The sequence below is a fragment of the Pontibacter korlensis genome (assembly GCF_000973725.1).
Taxonomy (GTDB): domain Bacteria; phylum Bacteroidota; class Bacteroidia; order Cytophagales; family Hymenobacteraceae; genus Pontibacter; species Pontibacter korlensis.
Map to the genome: position 1 here is coordinate 731,025 of NZ_CP009621.1, position 22,064 is coordinate 753,088.

General features: G+C 48.2%; 13 protein-coding genes. 2 read left to right on the forward strand and 11 right to left on the reverse strand.

Features of this window, described 5'->3' with window-relative positions; genetic code table 11:
* The first annotated feature begins 143 nt into the window (after positions 1-143).
* Both PKOR_RS02995 and PKOR_RS03000 read left to right on the forward strand, forming a co-directional pair.
* Entirely contained in the window at positions 144-2,498 is a 2,355-nt protein-coding gene (locus PKOR_RS02995) for a glycoside hydrolase family 20 protein (RefSeq protein WP_046309055.1), read from the forward strand.
* 117 nt (positions 2,499-2,615) lie between these two features.
* The gene (locus PKOR_RS03000) at positions 2,616-4,916 is read left to right on the forward strand and encodes a GH92 family glycosyl hydrolase (protein ID WP_052738698.1); all 2,301 of its coding nucleotides are present in this window, start codon (positions 2,616-2,618) and stop codon (positions 4,914-4,916) included.
* A 177-nt stretch (positions 4,917-5,093) separates the two neighbouring features.
* Here PKOR_RS03000 and PKOR_RS03005 read toward each other — a convergent pair whose 3' ends face one another.
* From PKOR_RS03005 to PKOR_RS03055, 11 genes are all read right to left on the reverse strand, one after another.
* On the reverse strand, positions 5,094-6,128 hold the full coding sequence (locus PKOR_RS03005) for a sialidase family protein (RefSeq protein ID WP_084694707.1): 1,035 nt from the start codon (positions 6,126-6,128) through the stop codon (positions 5,094-5,096).
* Positions 6,129-6,166: 38 nt separating this feature from the next.
* Entirely contained in the window at positions 6,167-7,252 is a 1,086-nt protein-coding gene (locus PKOR_RS03010) for a family 10 glycosylhydrolase (RefSeq protein WP_046309057.1), read from the reverse strand.
* Complete coding sequence (locus PKOR_RS03015; RefSeq protein WP_084694708.1) at positions 7,249-8,412, reverse strand: carbohydrate-binding family 9-like protein; 1,164 nt, start codon at positions 8,410-8,412, stop codon at positions 7,249-7,251. The genes PKOR_RS03010 and PKOR_RS03015 overlap by 4 nt, the downstream gene beginning before the upstream one ends.
* A gap of 169 nt (positions 8,413-8,581) precedes the next feature.
* Positions 8,582-10,906, reverse strand: coding sequence for a family 20 glycosylhydrolase (locus tag PKOR_RS03020; protein ID WP_052738700.1), 2,325 nt, complete (start codon positions 10,904-10,906; stop codon positions 8,582-8,584).
* A 134-nt stretch (positions 10,907-11,040) separates the two neighbouring features.
* Positions 11,041-11,814, reverse strand: coding sequence for a copper homeostasis protein CutC (locus tag PKOR_RS03025; protein WP_046309060.1), 774 nt, complete (start codon positions 11,812-11,814; stop codon positions 11,041-11,043).
* A complete protein-coding gene (locus PKOR_RS03030; protein WP_046309062.1) occupies positions 11,795-12,772 on the reverse strand; it encodes an isoaspartyl peptidase/L-asparaginase family protein in 978 nt (325 codons plus the stop codon). The genes PKOR_RS03025 and PKOR_RS03030 overlap by 20 nt, the downstream gene beginning before the upstream one ends.
* 102 nt (positions 12,773-12,874) lie before the next feature.
* Positions 12,875-14,311: a glycoside hydrolase family 125 protein gene (locus tag PKOR_RS03035; protein WP_046309063.1), complete on the reverse strand. Its 1,437-nt coding sequence runs from the start codon at positions 14,309-14,311 to the stop codon at positions 12,875-12,877.
* A gap of 196 nt (positions 14,312-14,507) precedes the next feature.
* Positions 14,508-16,910 (reverse strand): glycoside hydrolase family 3 N-terminal domain-containing protein, encoded by a 2,403-nt coding sequence (locus PKOR_RS03040; RefSeq protein WP_046309065.1) that lies wholly within the window; start codon positions 16,908-16,910, stop codon positions 14,508-14,510.
* Positions 16,911-17,023: 113 nt separating this feature from the next.
* Positions 17,024-18,892, reverse strand: a complete 1,869-nt coding sequence (locus PKOR_RS03045; protein ID WP_046309066.1) for a beta-galactosidase — start codon at positions 18,890-18,892, stop codon at positions 17,024-17,026.
* 83 nt (positions 18,893-18,975) lie between these two features.
* Positions 18,976-20,457, reverse strand: a complete 1,482-nt coding sequence (locus PKOR_RS03050; protein ID WP_046309067.1) for an alpha-L-fucosidase — start codon at positions 20,455-20,457, stop codon at positions 18,976-18,978.
* 46 nt (positions 20,458-20,503) lie between these two features.
* The gene (locus PKOR_RS03055) at positions 20,504-21,973 is read right to left on the reverse strand and encodes an alpha-L-fucosidase (protein ID WP_046309068.1); all 1,470 of its coding nucleotides are present in this window, start codon (positions 21,971-21,973) and stop codon (positions 20,504-20,506) included.
* Positions 21,974-22,064: the final 91 nt, after the last annotated feature.

Consider the following 22,064-nt stretch of genomic DNA (forward strand, 5'->3'; position numbering starts at 1 on the left):
AGGAACGTCTTCAAGCACTGTTCCTGCAGGACTTAGACTGCTAGGTAAGGCTTCATTGATATGATGAAGGCAAGTATAAAAGAGAGTTAATCAGGTACAAGAAGTGCCTGTATACATATTCAGTCACCATAAAACAATATGATATGCGTCTAAAAACTAAGATTGCAGCCCTTGCCTCCTCAGCACTTGTGGCATCAGGGCTACTGCTTAGCACAGCAGCCCCCGCCCTTGCACAGGCTGGCAACTCTCAGCAGCAAGCTGTTTCCATCATCCCCAAGCCCGTAAAGCTAACACAGCAAAACGGCAGCTTCGCTCTCGGCAAGGAAACCCGCATTTTTGTTGATCCTAAGAACGATGAGCTTAGACAAATCGGGGAGTACCTGGCCAGGAACATCAAGGATATGACTGGTGTGCAGCCGACAGTGGAACAGAAAGCGCCCGAGAAAAACAGCAGCAACTATCTGCATCTGACACTTAGTGCACCAACTGACACACTGGGTACAGAGGGCTATACTTTAGATGTTAACTCAGACAAAATCGTACTTGCCGCCAACCAGCCGAACGGCGTTTTCCTGGGCACACAGACCATTCGCCAGTTGTTGCCAGCGCAACCAACCACAGCACCTGTTACTATTCCAGCGGTAAGTATAGCAGACAAGCCTCGTTACGAATGGCGCGGCATGCACCTGGATGTAGCCCGTCACTTCTTCCCTGTGGAGTTCGTGAAGCAGTACATCGACTACCTGGCCATGCACAAGATGAATACCTTCCACTGGCACCTGACCGAAGACCAAGGCTGGCGCATCGAGATCAAGAAATACCCGGAGCTGACAAAAGTTGGCGCCTGGCGCGACGGTACACTAATAGGACATAACAACGATAAGCCGCATAAATTCACCAACGAGCGCTACGGCGGTTACTATACGCAGGAGGAGATTAAGGAAGTTGTAAAGTATGCGCAGGAACGTTACATCAATGTGGTTCCGGAAATAGAGATGCCGGGACATGCTGTGGCGGCACTCACTACATACCCTGCGCTTTCGTGCACGGGTGGTCCTTTTTCTGTAGAGAAAAGGTGGGGCGTTTTTGACGATATCTTCTGCGCCGGCAATGAGCAGACCTTCACCTTCCTGGAGGACGTGATGACTGAGGTACTGGCCCTGTTCCCGAGCAAGATCGTACACATTGGAGGAGACGAAGCCCCTAAAACCCGTTGGAAAGAGTGCCCTAAGTGCCAGAAGCGCATTGCCGACGAAGGACTGAAAGATGAGCACGAACTGCAGAGCTACTTTATACAGCGCATGGAGAAATTCCTGAACGCCAAAGGCAGAACCATCATTGGCTGGGATGAAATTCTAGAAGGTGGCCTGGCTCCAAATGCATACGTAATGTCGTGGAGAGGCACCGAAGGAGGTATAGCCGCCGCTAAGCAGCACCACTACGTGGTAATGTCGCCCGGATCTCATGTATACTTCGACCACTACCAAGGAGACCCAAGTCTGGAGCCTATTGCCATTGGAGGTCTAACTACACTGGAGAGAGTATATTCCTTTGAGCCAACTCCGGCAGAGCTGTCTGCAGAAGAAAAGAAGTATATACTTGGTGCCCAAGCCAACGTGTGGACAGAGTATATCCCTACCACTGAGCACGTGGAGTATATGATCATGCCGCGTATGTCTGCCTTATCAGAAGTTCTTTGGACGCCAGCCGCCAAGAAAGACTGGGATGATTTCCAGACACGCATGCAGCAGCAATATAAGCGCTTCGACCACATGGGCGTGAACTACGCGCGCAGTACCTATAATGTGAATCAGGATATCGCAGTAGACCCGACGCAGAGCGTAGCCACTGTAACGCTGGCTACAGCAGCCAAGGGGCCAAAAGTATTCTATACGCTGGATGGTTCTGAGCCAACAACATCATCACAGGCTTATACTTCGCCATTCCAACTGTCACAATCAGCCACCATCAAAGCTGCTTCTTTTGATGAGAACGGGAATCAGTTAGGCAAAGTGACCTCGAAAGAACTTAAGCTGCATAAAGCCTTTGCACACACCATAGAGCTTAAAAATGCTCCTCATAAGCAGTATACAGCAGCTGGGCCATTAACGTTGGTAGATGGCCAATTGGCCAGCAATAGCTTCACTAACGGACAGTGGCTGGGCTTCCTGGGCACTGACATGGAGGCTGTGATAGACTTAAAAGAGAAAAGGCCAATCAGCAGCATCACCAGCTCTTACCTGCAAACCAAGAACAGTGGTATACACCTGCCAACCCAAGTAGAGTTTGCAATTTCTAAGAATGGTAAAAAGTATAAAACAGTGAAAGTAGTAACTGAGCTTCCTGACAAGCCTGGTGTTTACAAGGAGGTGCTAACAGCGGAGGTACCAAACAAAAAAGCCCGCTACATTAAAGTTACTGCTAAGAATTCTAAACCGGGTACTGAGCAGGAAAAGAACAGAGCCTGGCTTTTTGCTGACGAGATCATTGTTGAGTAACAGTTAATACTTGTGGGCAGGCCTCAACTTTTGTAGTTTGGGGCCTGCTTACTTTAGTCCCGAAAATAATAAATCGCACTATCAGAATCTTACCCTTTATTTAAAGACACTAAGCTTATGCACCTGAAAGCTTTATCTAAGCTCAAAGCAACTCTTGCGGTACTGGCATGCTTCACTGCTGCCTGCACCACAACCAATCAGCAGGATAGCAACCCTGCCACAACCTCTCTTACCAAGTATGTTGACCCTTACATTGGATCCAGTTTTCACGGCCACGTTTTTGTAGGCGCTAACGTTCCTTTCGGGGCTGTACAATTGGGGCCAACCAACATGAGCCAGGGATGGGACTGGTGCTCCGGCTACCATTACTCCGACTCCACCATTATTGGTTTCTCCCACACCCACCTGAGCGGCACTGGTATCGGCGACCTGGGTGATATCTCCGTGATGCCTGTTACGGGGCAGGTACAGTTGGTAAAAGGAAGTGTAAAAAACCCGGAAAGCGGCTATTACTCGCTATTCTCGCATGATGATGAGACAGTGAAACCTGGTTATTATGCTGTTAAGCTAAAACGTTATAGCATAGGTGCAGAGCTTACTGCTACAGAGCGTGTGGGCTTCCATCAGTATACTTTCCCAAAGTCTGAAGAGGCCAGTATTATCATCGACTTAAAAGAAGGCATTGGTTGGGACTCACCTGTAGAAACGTTTATTGAGCAGCTGAATGACAGCACCCTTGCCGGCTATCGCTTCTCCAAGGGCTGGGCCAACGATCAACGGGTATATTTTACTGCAGTGTTCTCTAAACCGATTGATAAGTTTGAAAGCTTTCAGGTAGCTGATACAGCTGCCTCCTCCCCTGTTCCTGCTTCAAAAGGAAGAATGATAAAAGGTGTGGCGCATTTCAAAACTCAGGAAGGTGAAAAGGTAAAACTGAAGGTAGGTATCTCACCGGTGAGTGCGGAGAATGCTTTGGCTAACATTCAGGCAGAGGTCCCAGATTGGAACTTCGAAAAAGTAGTAGCCGATGCAGATGCAGCCTGGAACCGGGAGCTACAAAAAGTACGCATTCAACCATTAGATTCCGTACAGCTTCGTACTTTCTACACTGCACTGTATCATACACTTATTGCGCCATCCATCTTTAACGACCACAACGGCGACTACCGCGGAACAGACAAGAAAGTGTATAGAAATGCTGACTTCACGAACCTTACCACCTTCTCGCTCTGGGACACTTACCGTGCAGCGCACCCGCTCTTTACTATTACACAGGCTGATCGCGTGAACGACATGATCAACTCCATGCTAGCTATCTATCAACAGCAGGGTAAACTACCTGTGTGGCACCTGATGGGTAACGAGACCAACACCATGCCTGGCTACAGCGGCGTAACGGTGGTAGCTGATGCCGTTCTGAAAGGGTTTGACGGCTTTGATCATGAATTGGCTTTTGAGGCCATGAAAGCGACTGCTATGGGTAATGAGTTTGGTCTGAACTATGTTAAAGAGTTGGGCTTTATTCCTGCCGAAGAGGAAGTAGAGAGTGTAGCCAAGGGTCTAGAGTACGCCATTGCCGATTGGGGCATTGCACAGGTGGCCAAGAAGCTGGGCAAGGAGGAAGACTACCAGTACTTCAGCAAGCGTGCCAAATACTATGAGAACTACTTCGACAAGCAAACCCACTTTATGCGTGGAAGAGTGTCTAAAACCGAATGGCGCACACCTTTTGATCCGTTTAAATCTGCGCACCGTAAGGATGATTATGCAGAAGGCAACTCCTGGCAGTATACTTGGCTGGTGCCGCAAGATGTAGAAGGACTGATCAGCCTGATGGGAGGCGAAGAAGCCTTCGTGCAGAAACTGGACTCTCTGTTTACGGTGAAAGGTGACATGGGCGAGGAGGCCTCAAATGACATCACAGGCTTAATTGGCCAGTACGCGCACGGCAACGAGCCAAGCCACCACATCTCATACATGTATGCTTACGCCGGACAGCCTTGGAAAACGGCAGACAAAGTGCGCTTCATCGTAAAAAACATGTACACTGATAAACCAGATGGATTGATCGGCAACGAAGATGTTGGTCAGATGTCAGCCTGGTATATTTTCTCTACACTTGGCTTCTACCCACAGAACCCTGCTAATGGCGCCTATGTTTTTGGAAGCCCTGCTGTAAAGCAAGCTACACTTTCCCTGCCAAACGGAAATGTGCTAGAAGTAGAAGCTCAAGGTAACAGCTCCGAGAACAGGTATATCCAGAGTATTACACTTAATGGTGAGCCTTATACTAAATCATACATCCTGCACAAAGATTTGATTAAGGGTGGTAAGCTTGTTTTCAAGATGGGCAATACCCCTAGCCCAACATGGGGTGTAGCCAAAGAAGACAGACCACGCTCAGAGCCAATGCACTAAACATACTTTGAAATAACAAAAAAGCTCCCTGACCTACTGTCAGGGAGCTTTTTTGTTTCCGGTTTTCCACCTTATCGTCTTACCTACCGCAGCTATTTTATACAGAGACTGTGTTGAGGGTGCAACGATATACTCTCTTGATATAAACTGCAGTTATGACAGCATGGAGGAATCTTATTATTGCTGCAAGACAACATGCTTTATATTTTTCCTGTCATAGGTATACGTAATGTGCACAAGGCCATCTCTTGTTTGCAAGACAGCCGGGTAGCTGAATTCTTCTTTATCACCATTCTCCAGCACAGCTACATCTCTCCATTTTTTTCCATTAGTAGAGACTGCCACATGTAGTTTGCTGCGCCCGTTAAACCAGTCCTGTCCGGGAACATCCGGGTTGTAGACGATCAACTGAGTACCGTCTTTTAATGTAACCGCATCAGTACCAGAATTGGGATTCAATAACTTTGTTTTGGTAAGCTTCCCCCAACTATTCCCTCCATCTGATGACCAGGCCTGAATAACATTCCCCTGCTTGCTTCTGCACAGAATCTGCAGGCGGTTTTTGGGGTAAAATAAAATACTAGGCTGTATAACATCAAACTCTGAATTTGTGTCAACAGGAATATACTGCCAGGTCTGACCTCCATCGCTGGACTTTTCTATGTGTACTTTCCAGCGCTCTGTGCTTTCTTCCACACTTGAGGGAGATAAAATAGTACCGTCTGCTAGTTGTACAGGCTTATTTTTTATCGGGCCAAGTATACCATCGGGTAGCTTTTGGGCTTCTGACCATGTCATACCCTCATCATCCGAGGTTTTCACCATTCCCCACCACTCTCTGGGATTAGGGCCAACCTTGTAGAACAGAAATACTTTGCCCTCCTTTTCCTGAAACAAAACAGGATTCCAGGTTGGGTATCGCAGCGAGTCATTGATGATGCCGTTAGCCACATTTACAGGTTCTGACACACCATTATCATCTATCGTACTTAGCCATATGTCTACATCTGGATTACTTTCAGCTGAACCTCCAAAACAGGACACTAAAAGCCTTCCCCCTGAGATCTCCACCATTGTGGAGGCATGGCATTGCTTGAAGGGCGCATTATTAAAGACAAGCTCCTCCTTTACCTTTGTCCAGCCTGACTGAGCCTGTGAGCTATAGGCAAGGAAAAGGAAGGAAATAAGCGCCATAAAATGTTTGTTCATCATACCCTATGGTTATCGTAATGTTCAATCTGTATCTAACGCTACACAGTAGCTGAAGCCCGTTTTAAAGCAATCAGCACCTTGTCAGTCACCTCTCCGAACAAGGATATGCCTCCAGCTCCGTTTTGTAGGGCATACTCCATACCTTGCTGCAATTCCTCGTTGCTTTTAAAGTCAGGCAGAAACAGGCCTGCATAAAGCGGGAATTTGCCGTTCAGAAAGTGTATACCCTCCGCTACGGCATCACCAATCCACTCTACATTCTCCTTATAAAAGCCGTGGTAGATCATAGGGCAGACACTGTTAAGGTTCCAGTTGGTCCAGTCCTGCCGCACAATACGGCGCGCAACTTCCGGGGTAGGGAAAACAGCGGCAGTGATAGGCTTCCTCTTCTCTTTGGCCACCTCCGCCAAATGGTTTACGATGTTGTTTACCGCATGATAACGATACAGTCGCCACGATAGGCTGGCCTCCGGGTACTCCAGTTCCTTAATGTCTTTACCTCGCCAGGCTCTGAACTTAGAGCGGCAAACTTCACAGTAACAGTAGTCATACTCCGGCAGCTCTTTGGTTTGCTCTATGTTATAGTTCTCCCAAAGGTTTACGGGTAGTATTACATCGCAAAAGCGCACATAGTCCAGGTGGATGCCGTCGATGTAGTCTTTGCTTAGGATGTTGCGCACATCATCGGCCAAATACTGCTTTACTTCGTCGCGAGACGGACAGAGCCAGCGGTAATAATTTACATAGGGCGGCTTATCGGCGCATGACTCGCCCTTACGGTTTTGGGCATACCACTCAGGGTGCTTTTGCAGGAGCTCCTGTTCTCCCCGGTTCATGGTCCACATCCAACGGTGCGCCTCCAGCTTATTGGCCTTGGCGGTTCTGTAGTGTTTCTCACTGTCGGCTTCGAAGAAGATCCCACGGATACCTGCCTCGTAGAAGCGCTTATACTGCTGCTGCAGGTCAGCTTCTTTGTCGGCTACGTTCGGTCTTATCCATACCCAATGCTTAAGCTGTTTCTTTTTTGCTGCTGGTACTGCAAGATCAGCAAACGCAGGCGCTGGAATGCTTGCTGCCAGACCAGCCAAGGCACCAGCCTTAAGAAAGGTTCTTCTTGATTTCATTTTAAGCCTTTTATTGTGTGTACAAAACCATTTTCGTTGATGCTCCATACTTTGCCATCCGGCCCCTGTATAGCCGCCAGAAATTGCAGTGTGCCTGCCTCCAAACTCAGCTGGTTTTCCTGCCCTTCTACCGTTACTTTGCTGCCTTTTAACCCCAGCTCCTTTAGCGATTTGCTGTACTTGCCATACTTGTTAAAGTGCTCCTTCTGCCGATAGTAAATCAGCCACAAGTACTGCTTCTGCTTTTCAGCGTAGGGCATGGCAAACGTAACTGTTGACTCGGAGGTTGGTTTGCGGCTAAAGTATAAATAGCCCCACCTCTCCGGGTAGTGCATGTTGATCACACCCTGCGGAGACCACACCCAGTTGTGCTCCGGCAACGGTTTTCCGTCTGCGCCTTTGCGCTTCACGTACTTGCCGTCCACAATATCCACATCCCACTGCACCCTCGAGAAGTTGATTCGCCACAAGGTTCCCTCATCTGGCACCAAAGCATTATTACCAACAGTCACAGACCTGAAAGGAATAGCCATTTCCACTGTCCAACCCTTATCGGTATCGCCAGGGTTGTTTAGCGTACCTTGCACCTGCACAGCCGACTTAAGCCCATGCAGATCCCAGGCTATCAGAGCGCCGCTGTTGTTGCGATAGGGCTTTGTCAAGAACAGGTCAAAAATTGTGTTGAGTGCGTTTACCTCTACCTCAAAGTACTGGTGCGTATCATTATCCGGGTCGATAAACACCTCAAAGTCGTTGTCGAAGAAGATCACCTCATCGTGATTGGTAAGCGTAGCCCACACGTGCGGCTCTTTCAGTTCGGCAGCTATGTAGAGGTACTCATTGTCCCAAGCCATTTTTACTTGCGTAGGATAAGCAGGCTTTGGTTTCTTATCGCCTTCAATATCAACAAACAGGTCTGTCCAAAGCGCCTGCTGCCAGACCTCTTCATCAAGATTCCCGTCTATGTCTGGAGCCTGCTCTGCGAAATAGGTTACGTAATGTTTCGGTTCCGAAAACAGGTGCTCCAACCCTGCAAAGGGGTCCGACTGACTGCTGCCTTTCTGGCGAGGATAGGTTGGCCCGTCACCTTGTATGTTAATTGCGTGCGCATTAACCGACAAAAGGTAAGCTAAGCATAGGGCTGTACAAAAACGGATCATGATCAGATATCACAGCTGCCCTACATCTCCTTTGAACCGGAAAAGGCAGCTTGTTAACAGGATGATTTATATAGCTTTCACCTCTATATTGAGGCTAGCCATGAACTTATAAACTGAGAATTTGCGCCTTTCAAGCAGGAAAATTCAACCTCCAGATTTTTAGTAACTGCTATGGTACTGCCTGCTCATGCTTCAGCCAACTAGCTGGCACTTCCTGTGGCTGCCTGCCGTCTTTGCTATACATAAGTTTTAGCGTATAACCACCGCCACCTTCTATAAAATCCAGCTCGATTGGCTGCAATCCTTTTGCAAGGGCTACCTGCCCGCTCTTCTCAATGGCTGAGTGAAGTCCGTCGTTATCTACCACCAAGCGGTCAGCAATGCGCAATACACCACCATCATCACAGATAAAAAAGAAACTGTAAATACCTGTTTCCGGAACATCTAGAAAACCTCTGAACTGTACACCAAAGCTTGGCGCTTCTGCCTCCTGCGGCACTTGCACACTTTCTACCACTGTACTACCAGTTGGCTTAGCCTTTGCCATACCAGCTGTACTCTTGAAGTATTCTTTGTAATAGATGCTTTGCAGGCCAGGTTTCGTAACTGAAGATTCCACAGGCTTGGCGTACTCCTGCCTTTTGTACAAGAGCGTATAGGTTTCGCCTTTCAGACCCTCCTTTGTGAAGGCAGCTAATTTAACAGTAATCGGCTCTGTGATAGTGAGCGGCTTGTCTAGCACTGAAGAAGACACATCCGGTTGGCTGCCGTCTGTCGTGTAACGGATAATAAGATTGTCCAGCGGTTTCAGAGGGTCCAATGTGGTTTTATCTGTGAAAACGTTGATATCCACAAAGCCTTCCAGGTCAGGCAGACGATAGTGCACACCCAGTGCGTCGAGGCGTTTGTAGTGGCTCTTCAGGCGCTGCAGGTAGGATTCATAGTTACGCTGCTTTGACCACACTACCTCGGCCAACGCTGTCATGCGGGGCATGTACATGTATTCGGCTCTGTTCTCAGAAGGGATATACTCGGTCCAGATGTTGGCCTGCGCCCCAAGTATGGCCTTGGCCTCTTTGGCACTCAGTCCCTCTGGTACCACGTCTAAATGGTAAACATTGTAAATCGAGTTCTTATCTGGCAGCGCATCAAAGTAAAGTGTAGCGTTGGGAGTCATGATCACCTGATTACCATTTCTGGCTGCTTTTAAAGGTGCATCAGGCACCCAGCTGCGCCAGAACATTACGGTTGCATTTGAATTGATACCGCCATCCAGCATTTCATCCCACCCGATCAGCTTCTTGCCCTTAGACTGGAAGAAATCTTGCATCCGGTGAATAAAATAACTTTGCAACTCTTCCACATCCTTCAGCCCTTCACGCTTCATCAGCTCCTGGCAGCCGGTAGAGTTGGCCCAGGTTGTCTTTTCCACCTCATCAGCGCCCAGGTGTATGTATTGGCTCGGGAACAAATCAATAATCTCGCTGAACACATTCTCAGCAAACTCATAGGTACTCTCGTTACAAGGGCAGATAGGTACAGAGAAGGTTTTACCCCAGCCAGCCTCTCCACAAGTAAGAAACGGGTAAGCATCGATTGCAGCCTTCATGTGCCCTGGCATATCTATCTCCGGGATAATCTCTACATGGCGAGCAGAGGCATAGGCGATGATGTCCCGCATCTCTTCCTGCGTATAAAAACCGCCGTACATAGTTTGCCCGTTTCTCTGCACAATGTGTCGCTCATCCAGCGCAAAATCAGGATTTTCTTTTGATTTGGCTATCGCTACAGAATCGTGGTTGTTGAAGGTACGCCATGCCCCCTCTTCGGTCAGCTTCGGGTACTTTTTTATTTCGATACGCCAGCCCTGGTCATCGGTCAGGTGCAGGTGAAGCTTGTTAAACTTGTAAAGCGCCAGTAGATCGATGAACTTCTTTAGATAATCTGTCGTGAAGAAGTGTCGCGATACATCCAGGTGCATGCCACGCCAGCTATAGGTCGGCTCATCCTGAATCTGTACGGCTGGGAGTACAAGCTGTGACTGAGCAGTGCTTTGTTCTATACTTGCAGGCAATAACTGCCGTAGCGTTTGCACCGCCCGGAACATCCCGGCAGGCTCCTTTGCAGCTAATATTACCTGCTTTGGTGTTATGCTCAGGTGGTATCCTTCAGCAGCATCAATGTTTGCATCATACTTCAAAAGTATAGTATTGGCAGCACCTTTCTTTGCCTGCTTCAGAGGCTTACCCAGGCTGCCGGAAAGAAGATACTGTAGCTGCTCCGCCTCATTTTTGAAAAGGCCGCTCTCTTTAGGTAGTACAATCCTTGTTTTCTGATCGATCAAGAAGCTTCCCTCCTGCGGTTTCAGAGAACTTGGATAAGGGACCAGGGCATATTTCTGGTCAGCTGACTGAGCATGTGACAAAGCTGGTGTCGCTAGAAATACAATGGCAACAAGTATAGCGTAGAGGTAGGATTTAAGCATTGTTATCATGTTTGTTAGAAATTACCTCCTGATGAGGTAGCACTCTTCAATTCTTTTTACTGATGACAGCCTTGATGTTTAGCATTGGAAGTAGCCACAGGCTAAGCGCTTGCTCCAGCCTGTGCCTCCCGGAAGTCTGATTCTTAAGAATATTCATTTGTTAATTCTTCCAGCATTGCCCTCACCTGCGACTCATCTGCCAGAAGCTGCTCAAACTCAGAAAGAACTCTGGTGCTAGACATAGGAGGATAATCTTTACGGAAAATCATGTCGCTCTCCACTGACTTACGCACTGAGGCGTGCACCTCACTAACTCCGGTTTTGGCAACCAGCTCCTGCACATTGGCAGGGGTAACACCACCACCAGGCATGATGATCAATTTACCTGCAGCTCTTTCGTTTAACTTCCGGATCAGCTCTGCCCCCTGCAATGCTGTTTCCTGCTGGCCAGAAGTAAGCAAACGGTGTACTCCTATCTGCATAAGATCATCCAGAGCCTTGATAGGGTCAGCACACAGGTCAAAAGCTCTGTGAAAGGTTATGCTCATCGTTCCCGCATGCGCTATCAGCTCCTCCGTTCTGGCTGTATCTATACCTCCATACTTAGTCAGCATACCCATCACCACACCATCCACACCCAACTCACGGCACCTCTCAACGTCCCGGATCATTACCTCAAACTCAGCATCGGAATATAGAAAGTCTCCCCTGCGTGGGCGAATAAGTACGTGCAGTCCTATACTTATACTTTTGCGGACTACCTCAATCATGCCAGCACTTGGCGTGGTGCCGCCGCCAGCCAGGTAATCGCACAACTCCACCCGTTGTGCTCCTCCCTGTTCGGCAGCGATAGCAGAGGCTACAGAGTCTATACAGATTTCAAGCGCTGGCTCAAACTTAAAACTTGCTCTTTCCATCTATCAGATTTGTACCCGACTTATCCTGCACGGCATAGTTAAAGCCCTTATGGATGCAATAGCCGCCATATTCCCCGTTTTTGTTCAATGCAATAAAACCTACCTGCAAATCTTTTACATCTTTCTGCTTTGAAATAATACGCTCTACAGCCAGGCGACAAGCATCTTCAGGAGAGTTACCCTGGCGCATGAGCTCTACTACCAGGTGGCTACCCACCATGCGGATAACAGCTTCGCCCAGACCAGTGGCAGTGGCAGCACCAACTTCGTTGTCTACAAACAAACCTGCCCCGATAATAGGAGAATCACCCACACGACCGTGCATCTTGTAGGAAGCACCGCTTGTTGTGCAGGCACCGGCCAGATCTCCGTTAGCGTCCAGCGCCAGCATGCCGATAGTATCGTGGTTTTCGATGTTGATGACTGGTTTATACTTTGACTCTTTAAGCCAGTTCTTCCAATCTTTCTCTGAGGCAGGCGTAAGCAGGTTTTCTTTCTTGAAGCCTTTTGATAAAGCAAATTTCAAGGCTCCATCCCCAACCAGCATCACATGCGGCGTGTCTTCCATTACCTTACGGGCTACCGATATCGGGTGCTTGATATGCTGTAAAAAGGCAACAGCACCACAGTTACTGTCCTTGTCCATGATACAGGCATCCAATGTTACTTTACCCTCTCTGTCGGGGTAGCCACCGTAACCTACAGTGCGCACATTGGGATCTCCCTCCGGCACTCTAACACCAGCCTCTACCGCATCCAAGGCAGTACCTTTGTTAGAAAGTACTTTCCAGGCCGCCTCGTTGGCAGCAATGCCGTGGTCCCAAGTGGAGATTACAACAGGCTTATTGTCCTTTGCCGTTTTCAGAGATCCACCAAAGGCACTTGCGAACTGAAACCCTCCGCTTAAAAAGGTCGCGCTTAGGGCAGATATTTTTATGAATTTACGTCTTGTACTCATTATGAATGATTGGAGTGTACTTGGTGATTATGTGAACAGATGGACGTTAGAAGGGCCTGCTTCATCCTGACTTTACAGAGAAGAAGCAGGCCATCAATAAAATTATACTTGTGCTTTTAGCAGGTGCGGACGCTCAGCGTGGAGCTTGAGGATAAGTTCTCCAAACAAAGTGTTTACCCAAGCAAACCATTTCCTGGTGAAGTTGGTCGGGTCATCCTTATGGAAAGATTCGTGCATGAAACCTGTGCCGCCATGCGTATTTTTAAGCATATGCAGGCACTCTTTGATTTCTTCGTCAGACTGGCTCGTCATAGCCTGCATAATGATACTCATAGGCCAGATCAGATCACGACCAGTATGAGGACCGCCTATACCTTGCGCGGCTGAGCCCTTAAAGAACCATGGGTTGTCCTGGCTCAACACAAAGCTGCGGGTGTTTTGATAAATAGGATCATCTACCGGGCAGCAATCCAGGTATGGCAAAGACAACAAGCTTGGAATATTGGCATCATCCATAAATAGCTTGTTACCAAAACCGTCTACCTCAAATGGATTGATTTTGCCGTAGTTTAGATGTTCGGCTACGGCATACTCTTGCAATGCCTTTTCTACCTCATCGGCCAGGGCAGTACACTCGGCAGCAAAAGTTTTATTCTTTTTGATCTGCTGGCTCATCTCGGCCAGTTGGCGGAGCGAAGTAACAGCAAAGAAGTTTGAAGGAACCAGGAACAGGAAGATGGTAGCATCATCGGATGGGCGGAAGGTGGAGCAGATAAGCCCTACCGGTTTAACCGGGTTACCATATCCAGAGCCAGCTACTGTATCTGTTTGCCAACCAGTTACGCGCTGAAACTTATAAGGTCCTAAACCATCCTTGCGCTGCTGCTCTTTAAATGTTTTCACCACCAGCCTCATGGCTTTCTCCCAGTCTGCATTGAAAGGGTCCGTATCGCCGGAAACCTTCCAGTAGTGATACCCCAACCTGATTGCGTAGCAGAGCGAATCTATTTCCCACTTGCGCTCGTGTATGCCGGGCTGCATTTGTGTAAGGTCTTTTGCCCATTCCCCTTCCTTTGTAGGGTCATCATAGAAAGCGTTGGCATAAGGATCTTTGATGATGTAACTCGTCTGCCTGTTAACTACACCCGCCACTAAGCGCTGCAGCGGCTTATCCTTGTCCATCAGCGCCAGGTATGGCCACACCTGCGCGGAGCTATCGCGCAACCACATAGCATCTATATCGCCAGTGATTACATAGGTATCTGGACGGCCATTTTTTTCCTGGTAGGCAACAGTGGTATCAAGCGTGCTAGGCAGGCAGTTCTCGAAAATCCAGGCCAGTTCTTTGTCGGCAATGTCTTTCTTTACCTCCTTAATCTTTTTTTCTACCGCTTTGCTGGTAAAGTTGCGCTCCGATATAGCCGGGCGCTGGCTCGCAAACTTTTCTTTCTGAGCAAAGGACATAAACGAAAAGCCAGTAGCGGCAATACCGGCTGTCGCAATGGCACCGGTCTTAACAAAATCTCTTCTTGTAGGCATATGCTTTTAAATCTGTAGATCAGGGTATGATCTATAAATATAGTAATCCATTTATACTAAGCCCAGGCAAGCTCCTTTTAAAAGCCTACCAAATAGTTTTCCCTCTGCTCTTGCTATAGGGTTCTGCTGGCTACTTATACTTCGTTCACCGCAGTTCACAAGCAAGAGGAGTTACCTGCTGCAAGATCAGTACTTCTTATTTTGATGTTTTCAAAGACAGGGGCTGAACGGCTTTGTTGATTTTGAACTTCTCTTCTAATCTGATATCATCAGATGATGCGCCCACCATCACATCAAAATCTCCAGGCTCGACTATCCATTGCATTTTGGTGTCCAGCAGCATCATGTCTTCTGCATTAAGCTCAAATGCCACTGTTTTCTGCTCACCCGCTTTCAAATGGACTCGCTGGAATTTCTTCAGCTGTTTTGCTGGTGTAACCGTAGCGCTCACCTTGTCGCGCAGGTATAGCTGCACCACTTCATCACCATCACGGGAACTAGTATTCTTTATCTGCAGCTGCACCTTCACCTGAACATCTCCCTGATTCTCCGACGGGCTCACCTGTAGGTTGCTGTACGCAAACTTTGAATAGCTTAAGCCATAACCAAAGCTGTAGAGAGGTTGAGCATCTGTTTCCACATAATCGTGCTTTGCAGGTCGTTTAGCGTTATAATATACAGGCAACTGCCCCACGTGCTTAGGCACTGAGATAGGCAAGCGTCCGGCAGGGTTATAATCACCGAACAGCACATCCGCAACGGCATTACCACCTTCCTGGCCCGGGTACCAGGCATCCAGTATGGCAGGCACATTTTCCGACATCCAGTTCAGGTTAAGCGGACGGCCTTTGATCAGCACAACTACCACAGGTGTTCCTGTTTTAACCACTTCCTGCAGTAACTCCATTTGCTTACCAAGCAGATCAAGCGTAGCACGGTCGAAGCCCTCACCGCTTTCCATATCGCTTATCTCCTGCCCTCCTTCGTTAGCTGATACTGTGGCAGCACCTGTGCTCTGGTATTCCGTTTTGAAGTCACGTGCACTAGAGCCACCGAGCACTACAACTGCAACCTCAGCCTTGCGGGCTGCCTCTACGGCCTCAGCTATGTTGGCAGTAGTGGTATCACGAATGGCGCTCCCTTTTACATAGGTAACTTTTGTCTTTCCAGAGACCTTTGCTTTGATGCCTTCCAGCACTGTTACAATGTTACTTTCTGGCTGAGGCGCTGTGTAATCGCCAAGTTGGTTATAGATGTTATCTGCATTGGGCCCTATAACGGCAATGCTCTTCAGGCTTTTATTCAGCGGAAGCAAATCCTTCTCATTCTTCAGCAGCACAATCGACTCTTTCGCTACCTGGCGTGCCAGCTGCACATGGGCATCATTTTTCACAACTTTTGCTGCCTTTTTAGGATCTACATAAGGGTTTTCAAACAAGCCCATCTCAAACTTCAGGCGCAGCACCCGGCTCACGGCCCTGTCGAGTACATCTGTAGATACCAAACCAGCTTTTACTGCCTCCAGTAAATTTTTATCATACCCATAGCCACTTAAATCGGCATCCAGACCTGCATTAATGGCTAATGCAGCAGCATCGGCTGGTGTAGCAGCCACATGATGGCTACCTACCAGGCCTGAGATACTACCCAGGTCAGAAACGGTAAAACCATTGAAGCCCCATTCATTCCGAAGCAGGTCTGTTAACAGGTACTCATTCGAGGAACAGGGTACGCCATCAATAGAATTGTAAGCAGTCATCACAGAGAGAGCACCAGCCTTAACAGCAGCACGGAAAGGAGGCAGGTAACTCTGATGCAGCTCACGGTAACCTGTGCTGATGCTGCCACCATTATGGCCACCCTCCGGCACACCATAGGCTGTGAAATGTTTCAGAGTAGATATGATGTTGGCGCCGCTCTTCAGGTTATCCCCCTGAAAGCCCTTCACCATGGCTACCCCCATTTGGCTGTTGAGCACAGGGTCCTCGCCATATGTTTCCTCTACCCTCGACCAACGCGGCTCCCGCGCCAGGTCTAATACTGGTCCATATCCTATATGCGCCCCTTGCGCACGAGCCTCTGTGGCAATGGCCGATGCCATGCGTTGTACCAGGGCAGGGTTCCAGGTGCTGCCTTGTCCAATGGAGGTAGGGAAAACGGTGGTTCCTATTGCCATGTGTCCGTGCGGGCATTCCTCCGCCAATAGCAAGGGTATACCTAACCTGGTATTCTCCACCACATACTTTTGAAGCGCATTGGTAGCCTCAGCGGCTAGGGCAGGATTCAAACCTGTCGTCAGTGTCTTTTTCGTCCAAGGGTCCGCCCGAAGGGTTGCCCAAAGCAAACCGATATGCCGCTCATCAACCGCTTTCTTAAATGCTTCACTGGCTGTTACTTTCTTGCCCTGCTTTTCATACATCTCCCATCCTAGCAGCTTAGACAACTGCCCCACTTTCTCTTCCAATGTCATGCGCCCCAGTAAGTCTTTTACCCGGTCTTCTGTAGGCGCTTTGCTGTTTTTGTAAAGGGGTTTTTCCTTTTGCGCAAAAGCTGAAGTGGCACAAATCAGGCTTAACCCAATAATAAAATACTTGATCATGTTCTGTTATTATAAAAGTTCTGCAGAGCAACTACCTCTTCAGATTCGTATTATCTTCTCAACTTGTCTCCTGTTCTTTCTTCCATTTCAGGCATTGAGACTGAGACGGTAGCTTACAGCAGCTCCTCCAGTATAGGCTTATCTGTGGTCTTGAGCTCTTTTTGCTGTACCTCATTGAGCTGCTCCAGCACTACTACCTCATTTTTGCCTTTTCTGAGCCAGCAACCAGGTAGGTAAAGCGTTTGCTGCGGACCAACTTTCCAGTAGCGGCCTAAGTTGTGCCCGTTTACAAACACAATCCCTTTGCCCCACCCACGCATATCCAGAAACACATCCCCTGTTTGCTTCAGGTCAAATGAGCCTGAGTATAGTGTTGGCTTCCCTTCTTTATACTTCGCTGTATACTTGGCCAGGTCTGGCACTTTGTCGAAGGGCAGCTTATACATGCTCCAGCTACCAGTTATTTCAAAGTCATTGATCATTACAGGAGAGATGATGCCTTTTGTGTTATGCACAATCTCTGCCCCGTAATTGATACGCCCCATGTTCTCCACCAGGAGCTCCAGCGTGCCATTGAACGGAATCTGGATATCCATCTCGTATTTATTTTCCTGGCGGTTGAGCTCGCCTACCTTCCTGCCGTTCACATAAACAGTGGCAAAGTCGCGGAGGCCTTTTACCTGCAGCTTTCCTTGTACCGGCTGGTTAAAGCGCTTGCTGTACAGCACATAGCCGTAACCTTGGTTCAGGTCTTCGAAGGAGAGAGGAGTATCGTTAGTGACGGGTTTTATATCCTTTTTAAGATCGAACAAATCTACTGCTTTGCCTAACTGAATGGCGGGAATAGTGATCACCGGCACCTGCTCCGGCACTTCCGGAATTCTATACTTCACATGCTTTTTCATCAGCTCCCGGATGGCCATATACTTTGGAGTTGCCCAACCGGCCTCGCTTATAGGTGCATCGTAGTCGTAGCTGGTAATATCCGGCTGGATATCATGCTCCTCATTATAGTTGGCCCCGGATGTAAACCCAAAATTGGTACCGCCATGTACCATGTAGAAGTTAAAATGGACGTTGTTTTTCAGGTATGTTTCTGTCTGCTTTTCTATCTGATCGGCCCCGATCCGGGTGAAGGGCTCAGCCCAATGGTCCAGCCAGCCAGGGTAAAATTCAGCCACCATGTAAGGCCCTTTGCCTCCGTTGTAGCTATCTACGGCTTTCTTAAGGTTAGTTATGTTGCCTTCCCCGTTAGCTGTTGGCAAAGCTCCTGCTATAGCCCCTCCCTCAAACAGCCAAGTACCGTCTGAGGTAAAGAATGGGCCTTCGAAACCTGCCTCTACCAGCATCTTTTTGATAGCGGCATTATACTTCCGGTGCTCTTCCAGTGGAATATCCTCTCGTTGCGACACATAGGACCCAAACTCATTCTCCACCTGTGTCATGATAATTGGACCTCCTTTACTTACCTGCAGGTCTTTTACCTGCTCAGCAAGTTTGTTGATGTACACCTTACAAGAGTCCAGAAAAGGCTGGTTATTGGCACGGATTACCAGTTCCTTGTTCTTCTGCAACCACCACGGGTAGCCTCCAAAGTCCCACTCAGCACAGGCATAAGGCCCTGGACGAAGAATAACGAAAAGGCCTTCCTCTTGAGCTGTTTTGATATACTCCGCTAAGTTTTTGTTTCCGGTCTTGAAGTCCCACACACCAGGGGCTGTATTATGATAGTTCCAGAACACATAGGTGGCTACAGTATTGAGTCCCATAGCCTTCATCATCTTCAGGCGATGGCGCCAATATTCCTTCGGAATACGGGCATAGTGCATCTCGCCGGAGTGGATCTGCGTTGCTTTGCCATTGTAAAAAAACTGCCCGTCTTTTATTTCAAACGTGTGCTTCTTCTGGGCATCTGCTGGCATTGTAAATAGTAACAAAGCAAATGTAACTGCCAGCAAGAATCTTGATCTAAGTTGTAGCATAAGTGCGCTAATTCTGATATGTACCTAGGCTGTTGATGAGGTAAAACGTCTGAGAATTTGTTTCTTACCTGCCTATAGGTTTATCAATAGACTTCAACATTTGAAATTACCGGGCTCGCCTTTGCATCAGTAATATTGATGCGGACTCTATCGGTGCTTACAGGTCTGTCGAACTTCACAATGCGCTTATAACCAATAGTTGTCGCATCAGCCATAGGTTTCCAGCCGTTGTCCTGCCACACATCAACCGAAAACGCCTTAACCCGCTGCCCCAGTTTTATATACTCCTGCAAGAGCACATACTTTACAGGCTGTACTTTGCCTAAATCAACCTCGAGAGTACCTGAGGTTGTTTCGTCGTTAGTAGCCCAGTATGTCTCCTTGTCACCATCCGTTACATTAGCTGCAGCATAGGCTTTTGCATTTCCACGGAAGGAGTCGGATTTAGCTTTTGCGTTTGCAGCCAGATTTGTCTTAAACTCCTCGTCCAAGAGTTTCTTCCACCCCTGCAGTGCTTTTACATCATGCTCATGAATCAAGCCACGCTTGTCTGGTGGCACGTTCAGGAGTAGCGTTGAGCCACGTCCAACGGAAGTGAGGTAAATTTCAAAAAGCTTTTCAGGAGATTTTACAAGTGAGTCTTCTTTGGCATGATAGAACCAGCCTGGACGGATGGAAACATCCACCTCAGCCGGAATCCATTTATCACCGTCTTCAGCACCAGTGTTCAGCAGCTCTTCGATTCCGGCTTTGCCAGCATAGAGCGTATCATTGCTGATGGTGTTCCAGTTCGTTTTGCTTACAAAGCCTTTCTCATTTCCAACCCAGCGGATATCAGGGCCGGCATCACTGAAGAACAGAACTTTCGGGCTTGGCTGTAGCTGCTCTACCATGCGTAACGTAGTAGGCCAGTCGTAGTAAGTGGCACGATCTATTTTTCGCGTTTCACGTGCTCCACCATAATAACCGTCTCCACCGTTTGCCCCGTCGAACCACATCTCGAAAACTGGCCCATAGGTTGTAAAGATCTCTTTCAACTGATTCCTGTAGTATTCCACATAAGATGGCTGCCCATAATCGGCGCGGTTCCTGTCCCAAGGAGAGAGGTAGACGCCAAACTTTAACCCATACTTTCTGCAGGCATCCGCCACCTCTTTCACCACATCGCCTTGCCCGTTTTTGTAGGGACTGTTTTCAACAGAGTGGTCCGTATACTTGCTAGGCCATAAGGCAAAGCCATCATGATGCTTGCAGGTAAGGATCACCCCTTTAAAGCCGGCATCTTTTAGCGTACGCACCCACTGCTCTGCATCCAGGTGGGTAGGGTTAAAAATGGCTGGGCTTTCGTCGCCATAGCCCCACTCCAGATCTGTAAAAGTGTTAGTCGTGAAATGAATAAAAGCATTCATCTCCATTTCGTGCCAAGCCAACTGTGCCTCTGTAGGAATTGGCAGCACAGGTTTTGGAGGGGCAACTTGTGCCTCTGATGTGGTAGTCTGGCTAGTTGAACAGGAAAAAAAGACACTGGCAAGTGCGGCTGTCACTAGTAAGCTGTATTTCTTCATCGTTAGCTCTTCTGAGATTTAAGAAATGATACAGTAGTGCTTTGCTCTATTGTGCTGCAGTAAAAGAGAAAGCCAAAGCTGGATAGGCACCAGGTGATTTAGACAGGGACCTCGGCAAGTATACTTTTACCTTGTCTCCTTCCTTTACCCACTTTACAGTTTTGCCATCTTGTACAAGCTTTATTTTGCTTCCTTTCTTCGGAGCATTGCCAGTCCACTCCAGAACGGCAGGCACAGGCTTATCTTCCGGTAGGCAGGTAATGGCATAGCGCGTTCCTTTTTTTCCTTGTGTAAAGAAAGTACTGCCATCCTGATACTGCTTTGTTGTGCGGGTGTTATAAATAGCTTCTCCATTTTTATCCAACCATTTTCCTATCTCAGCCAAGCGCACAGTCGCCTCCTCAGGCAAAGTGCCATCTGGCTTAGGCCCTACACCCAACAGCAGGTTACCTCCTTTTGCCACTACCTCAACTAATGTATGGATGACTGCAGTAGGAGTTTTGTAGTTATCGTTCGGCACATACCCCCAGTTATTAGCCAGCGTTAAGCAGCTTTCCCATGGGTTTTCCAGCTTGGTCTCTGGAACGCGTCGCTCCGGCGTCTGGTAATTTTCATAAGGTCCATGCACTGTGCGGTCTACTATCAATAACCCCGGCTGCGCCTTACGTGCCATAGAGGCAATGGCTGGCATGTCTACTTCCTGGCTAAACTCAGGTATGGGCGCTCCCCACGAGCGCACCTCATCATTAACCGTCTCCAGTGGTCTTACCCAGCCTCCGTCAAGCCACAGGATATCCATGGCTCCGTAGTTGTTCATCAACTCACCAATTTGGTTATAGGTAAACTGCTTGTACTGGTTCCACCTCCAAGGGTGTTTGCGGATGTCATAGTTTACGTTTCGGTTTGGCGTGGCGTACTTGGGCCACCAGAAGTACTCAGAGTGCCAGTCTGGCTTGGAGAAGTATGCCCCGATCATGAGCCCTTCGTTACGGAAGGCATTAAACACATGCTTGGCCACGTCCGCACGCGGGTTGCTCCCGAAAGGCCCGTTGGTTATTTTAAAGTCCGTCTCCTGCGTATCGAACATGTTAAAGCCATCATGGTGCTTAGTAGTAAACACCAGGTAGCGCATACCGGCTTTCTTAGCCACGCTTGCCCACTGCTCCGGGTTAAAGTTTACAGGATTAAAGTCTTTGCTCAGCCCCCAATACCACTTTTTGTAGTCTTCGTAGGCAATGGTACTGTCTCGCTCAATCCAATCCTCTGAACACAGCTGCCAGGACTCAATGATGCCCGGTACAGCATATAGTCCCCAGTGGATAATGATACCGAATTTCTGGTCGCGCCACTTCTCCAGCTTCTGCTGTACTAAAGGGTCGCTGGGAGCTTCATACTCAGATGACTGATGGTGCACCCCTTGTTCTTGGGCTACGGCTGGCACAGCTAAACCAGAGCATAGGAGCGATGCAACAAGAAAACCTTTAGCTGAGGTACGCTTTAAGAAACTGTTAAACATGTGGTAAAAGACGTTATGTAATAGCGTATTATGATTGTTATGATCTATAGCCCTGAAGGCTACAATAAGCACTTGCACTTCTCATGAATCT

Excerpts from the sequence above, each read along its gene's own strand:
- PKOR_RS02995 (WP_046309055.1), top strand. The coding sequence starts at position 144 with ATGCGTCTAAAAACTAAGATTGCAGCCCTTGCCTCCTCAGCACTTGTG.
- PKOR_RS03000 (WP_052738698.1), top strand. The coding sequence starts at position 2,616 with ATGCACCTGAAAGCTTTATCTAAGCTCAAAGCAACTCTTGCGGTACTG.
- PKOR_RS03005 (WP_084694707.1), bottom strand. The coding sequence starts at position 6,128 with ATGATGAACAAACATTTTATGGCGCTTATTTCCTTCCTTTTCCTTGCC.
- PKOR_RS03010 (WP_046309057.1), bottom strand. The coding sequence starts at position 7,252 with ATGAAATCAAGAAGAACCTTTCTTAAGGCTGGTGCCTTGGCTGGTCTG.
- PKOR_RS03015 (WP_084694708.1), bottom strand. The coding sequence starts at position 8,412 with ATGATCCGTTTTTGTACAGCCCTATGCTTAGCTTACCTTTTGTCGGTT.
- PKOR_RS03020 (WP_052738700.1), bottom strand. The coding sequence starts at position 10,906 with ATGATAACAATGCTTAAATCCTACCTCTACGCTATACTTGTTGCCATT.
- PKOR_RS03025 (WP_046309060.1), bottom strand. The coding sequence starts at position 11,814 with ATGGAAAGAGCAAGTTTTAAGTTTGAGCCAGCGCTTGAAATCTGTATA.
- PKOR_RS03030 (WP_046309062.1), bottom strand. The coding sequence starts at position 12,772 with ATGAGTACAAGACGTAAATTCATAAAAATATCTGCCCTAAGCGCGACC.
- PKOR_RS03035 (WP_046309063.1), bottom strand. The coding sequence starts at position 14,311 with ATGCCTACAAGAAGAGATTTTGTTAAGACCGGTGCCATTGCGACAGCC.
- PKOR_RS03040 (WP_046309065.1), bottom strand. The coding sequence starts at position 16,910 with ATGATCAAGTATTTTATTATTGGGTTAAGCCTGATTTGTGCCACTTCA.
- PKOR_RS03045 (WP_046309066.1), bottom strand. The coding sequence starts at position 18,892 with ATGCTACAACTTAGATCAAGATTCTTGCTGGCAGTTACATTTGCTTTG.
- PKOR_RS03050 (WP_046309067.1), bottom strand. The coding sequence starts at position 20,457 with ATGAAGAAATACAGCTTACTAGTGACAGCCGCACTTGCCAGTGTCTTT.
- PKOR_RS03055 (WP_046309068.1), bottom strand. The coding sequence starts at position 21,973 with ATGTTTAACAGTTTCTTAAAGCGTACCTCAGCTAAAGGTTTTCTTGTT.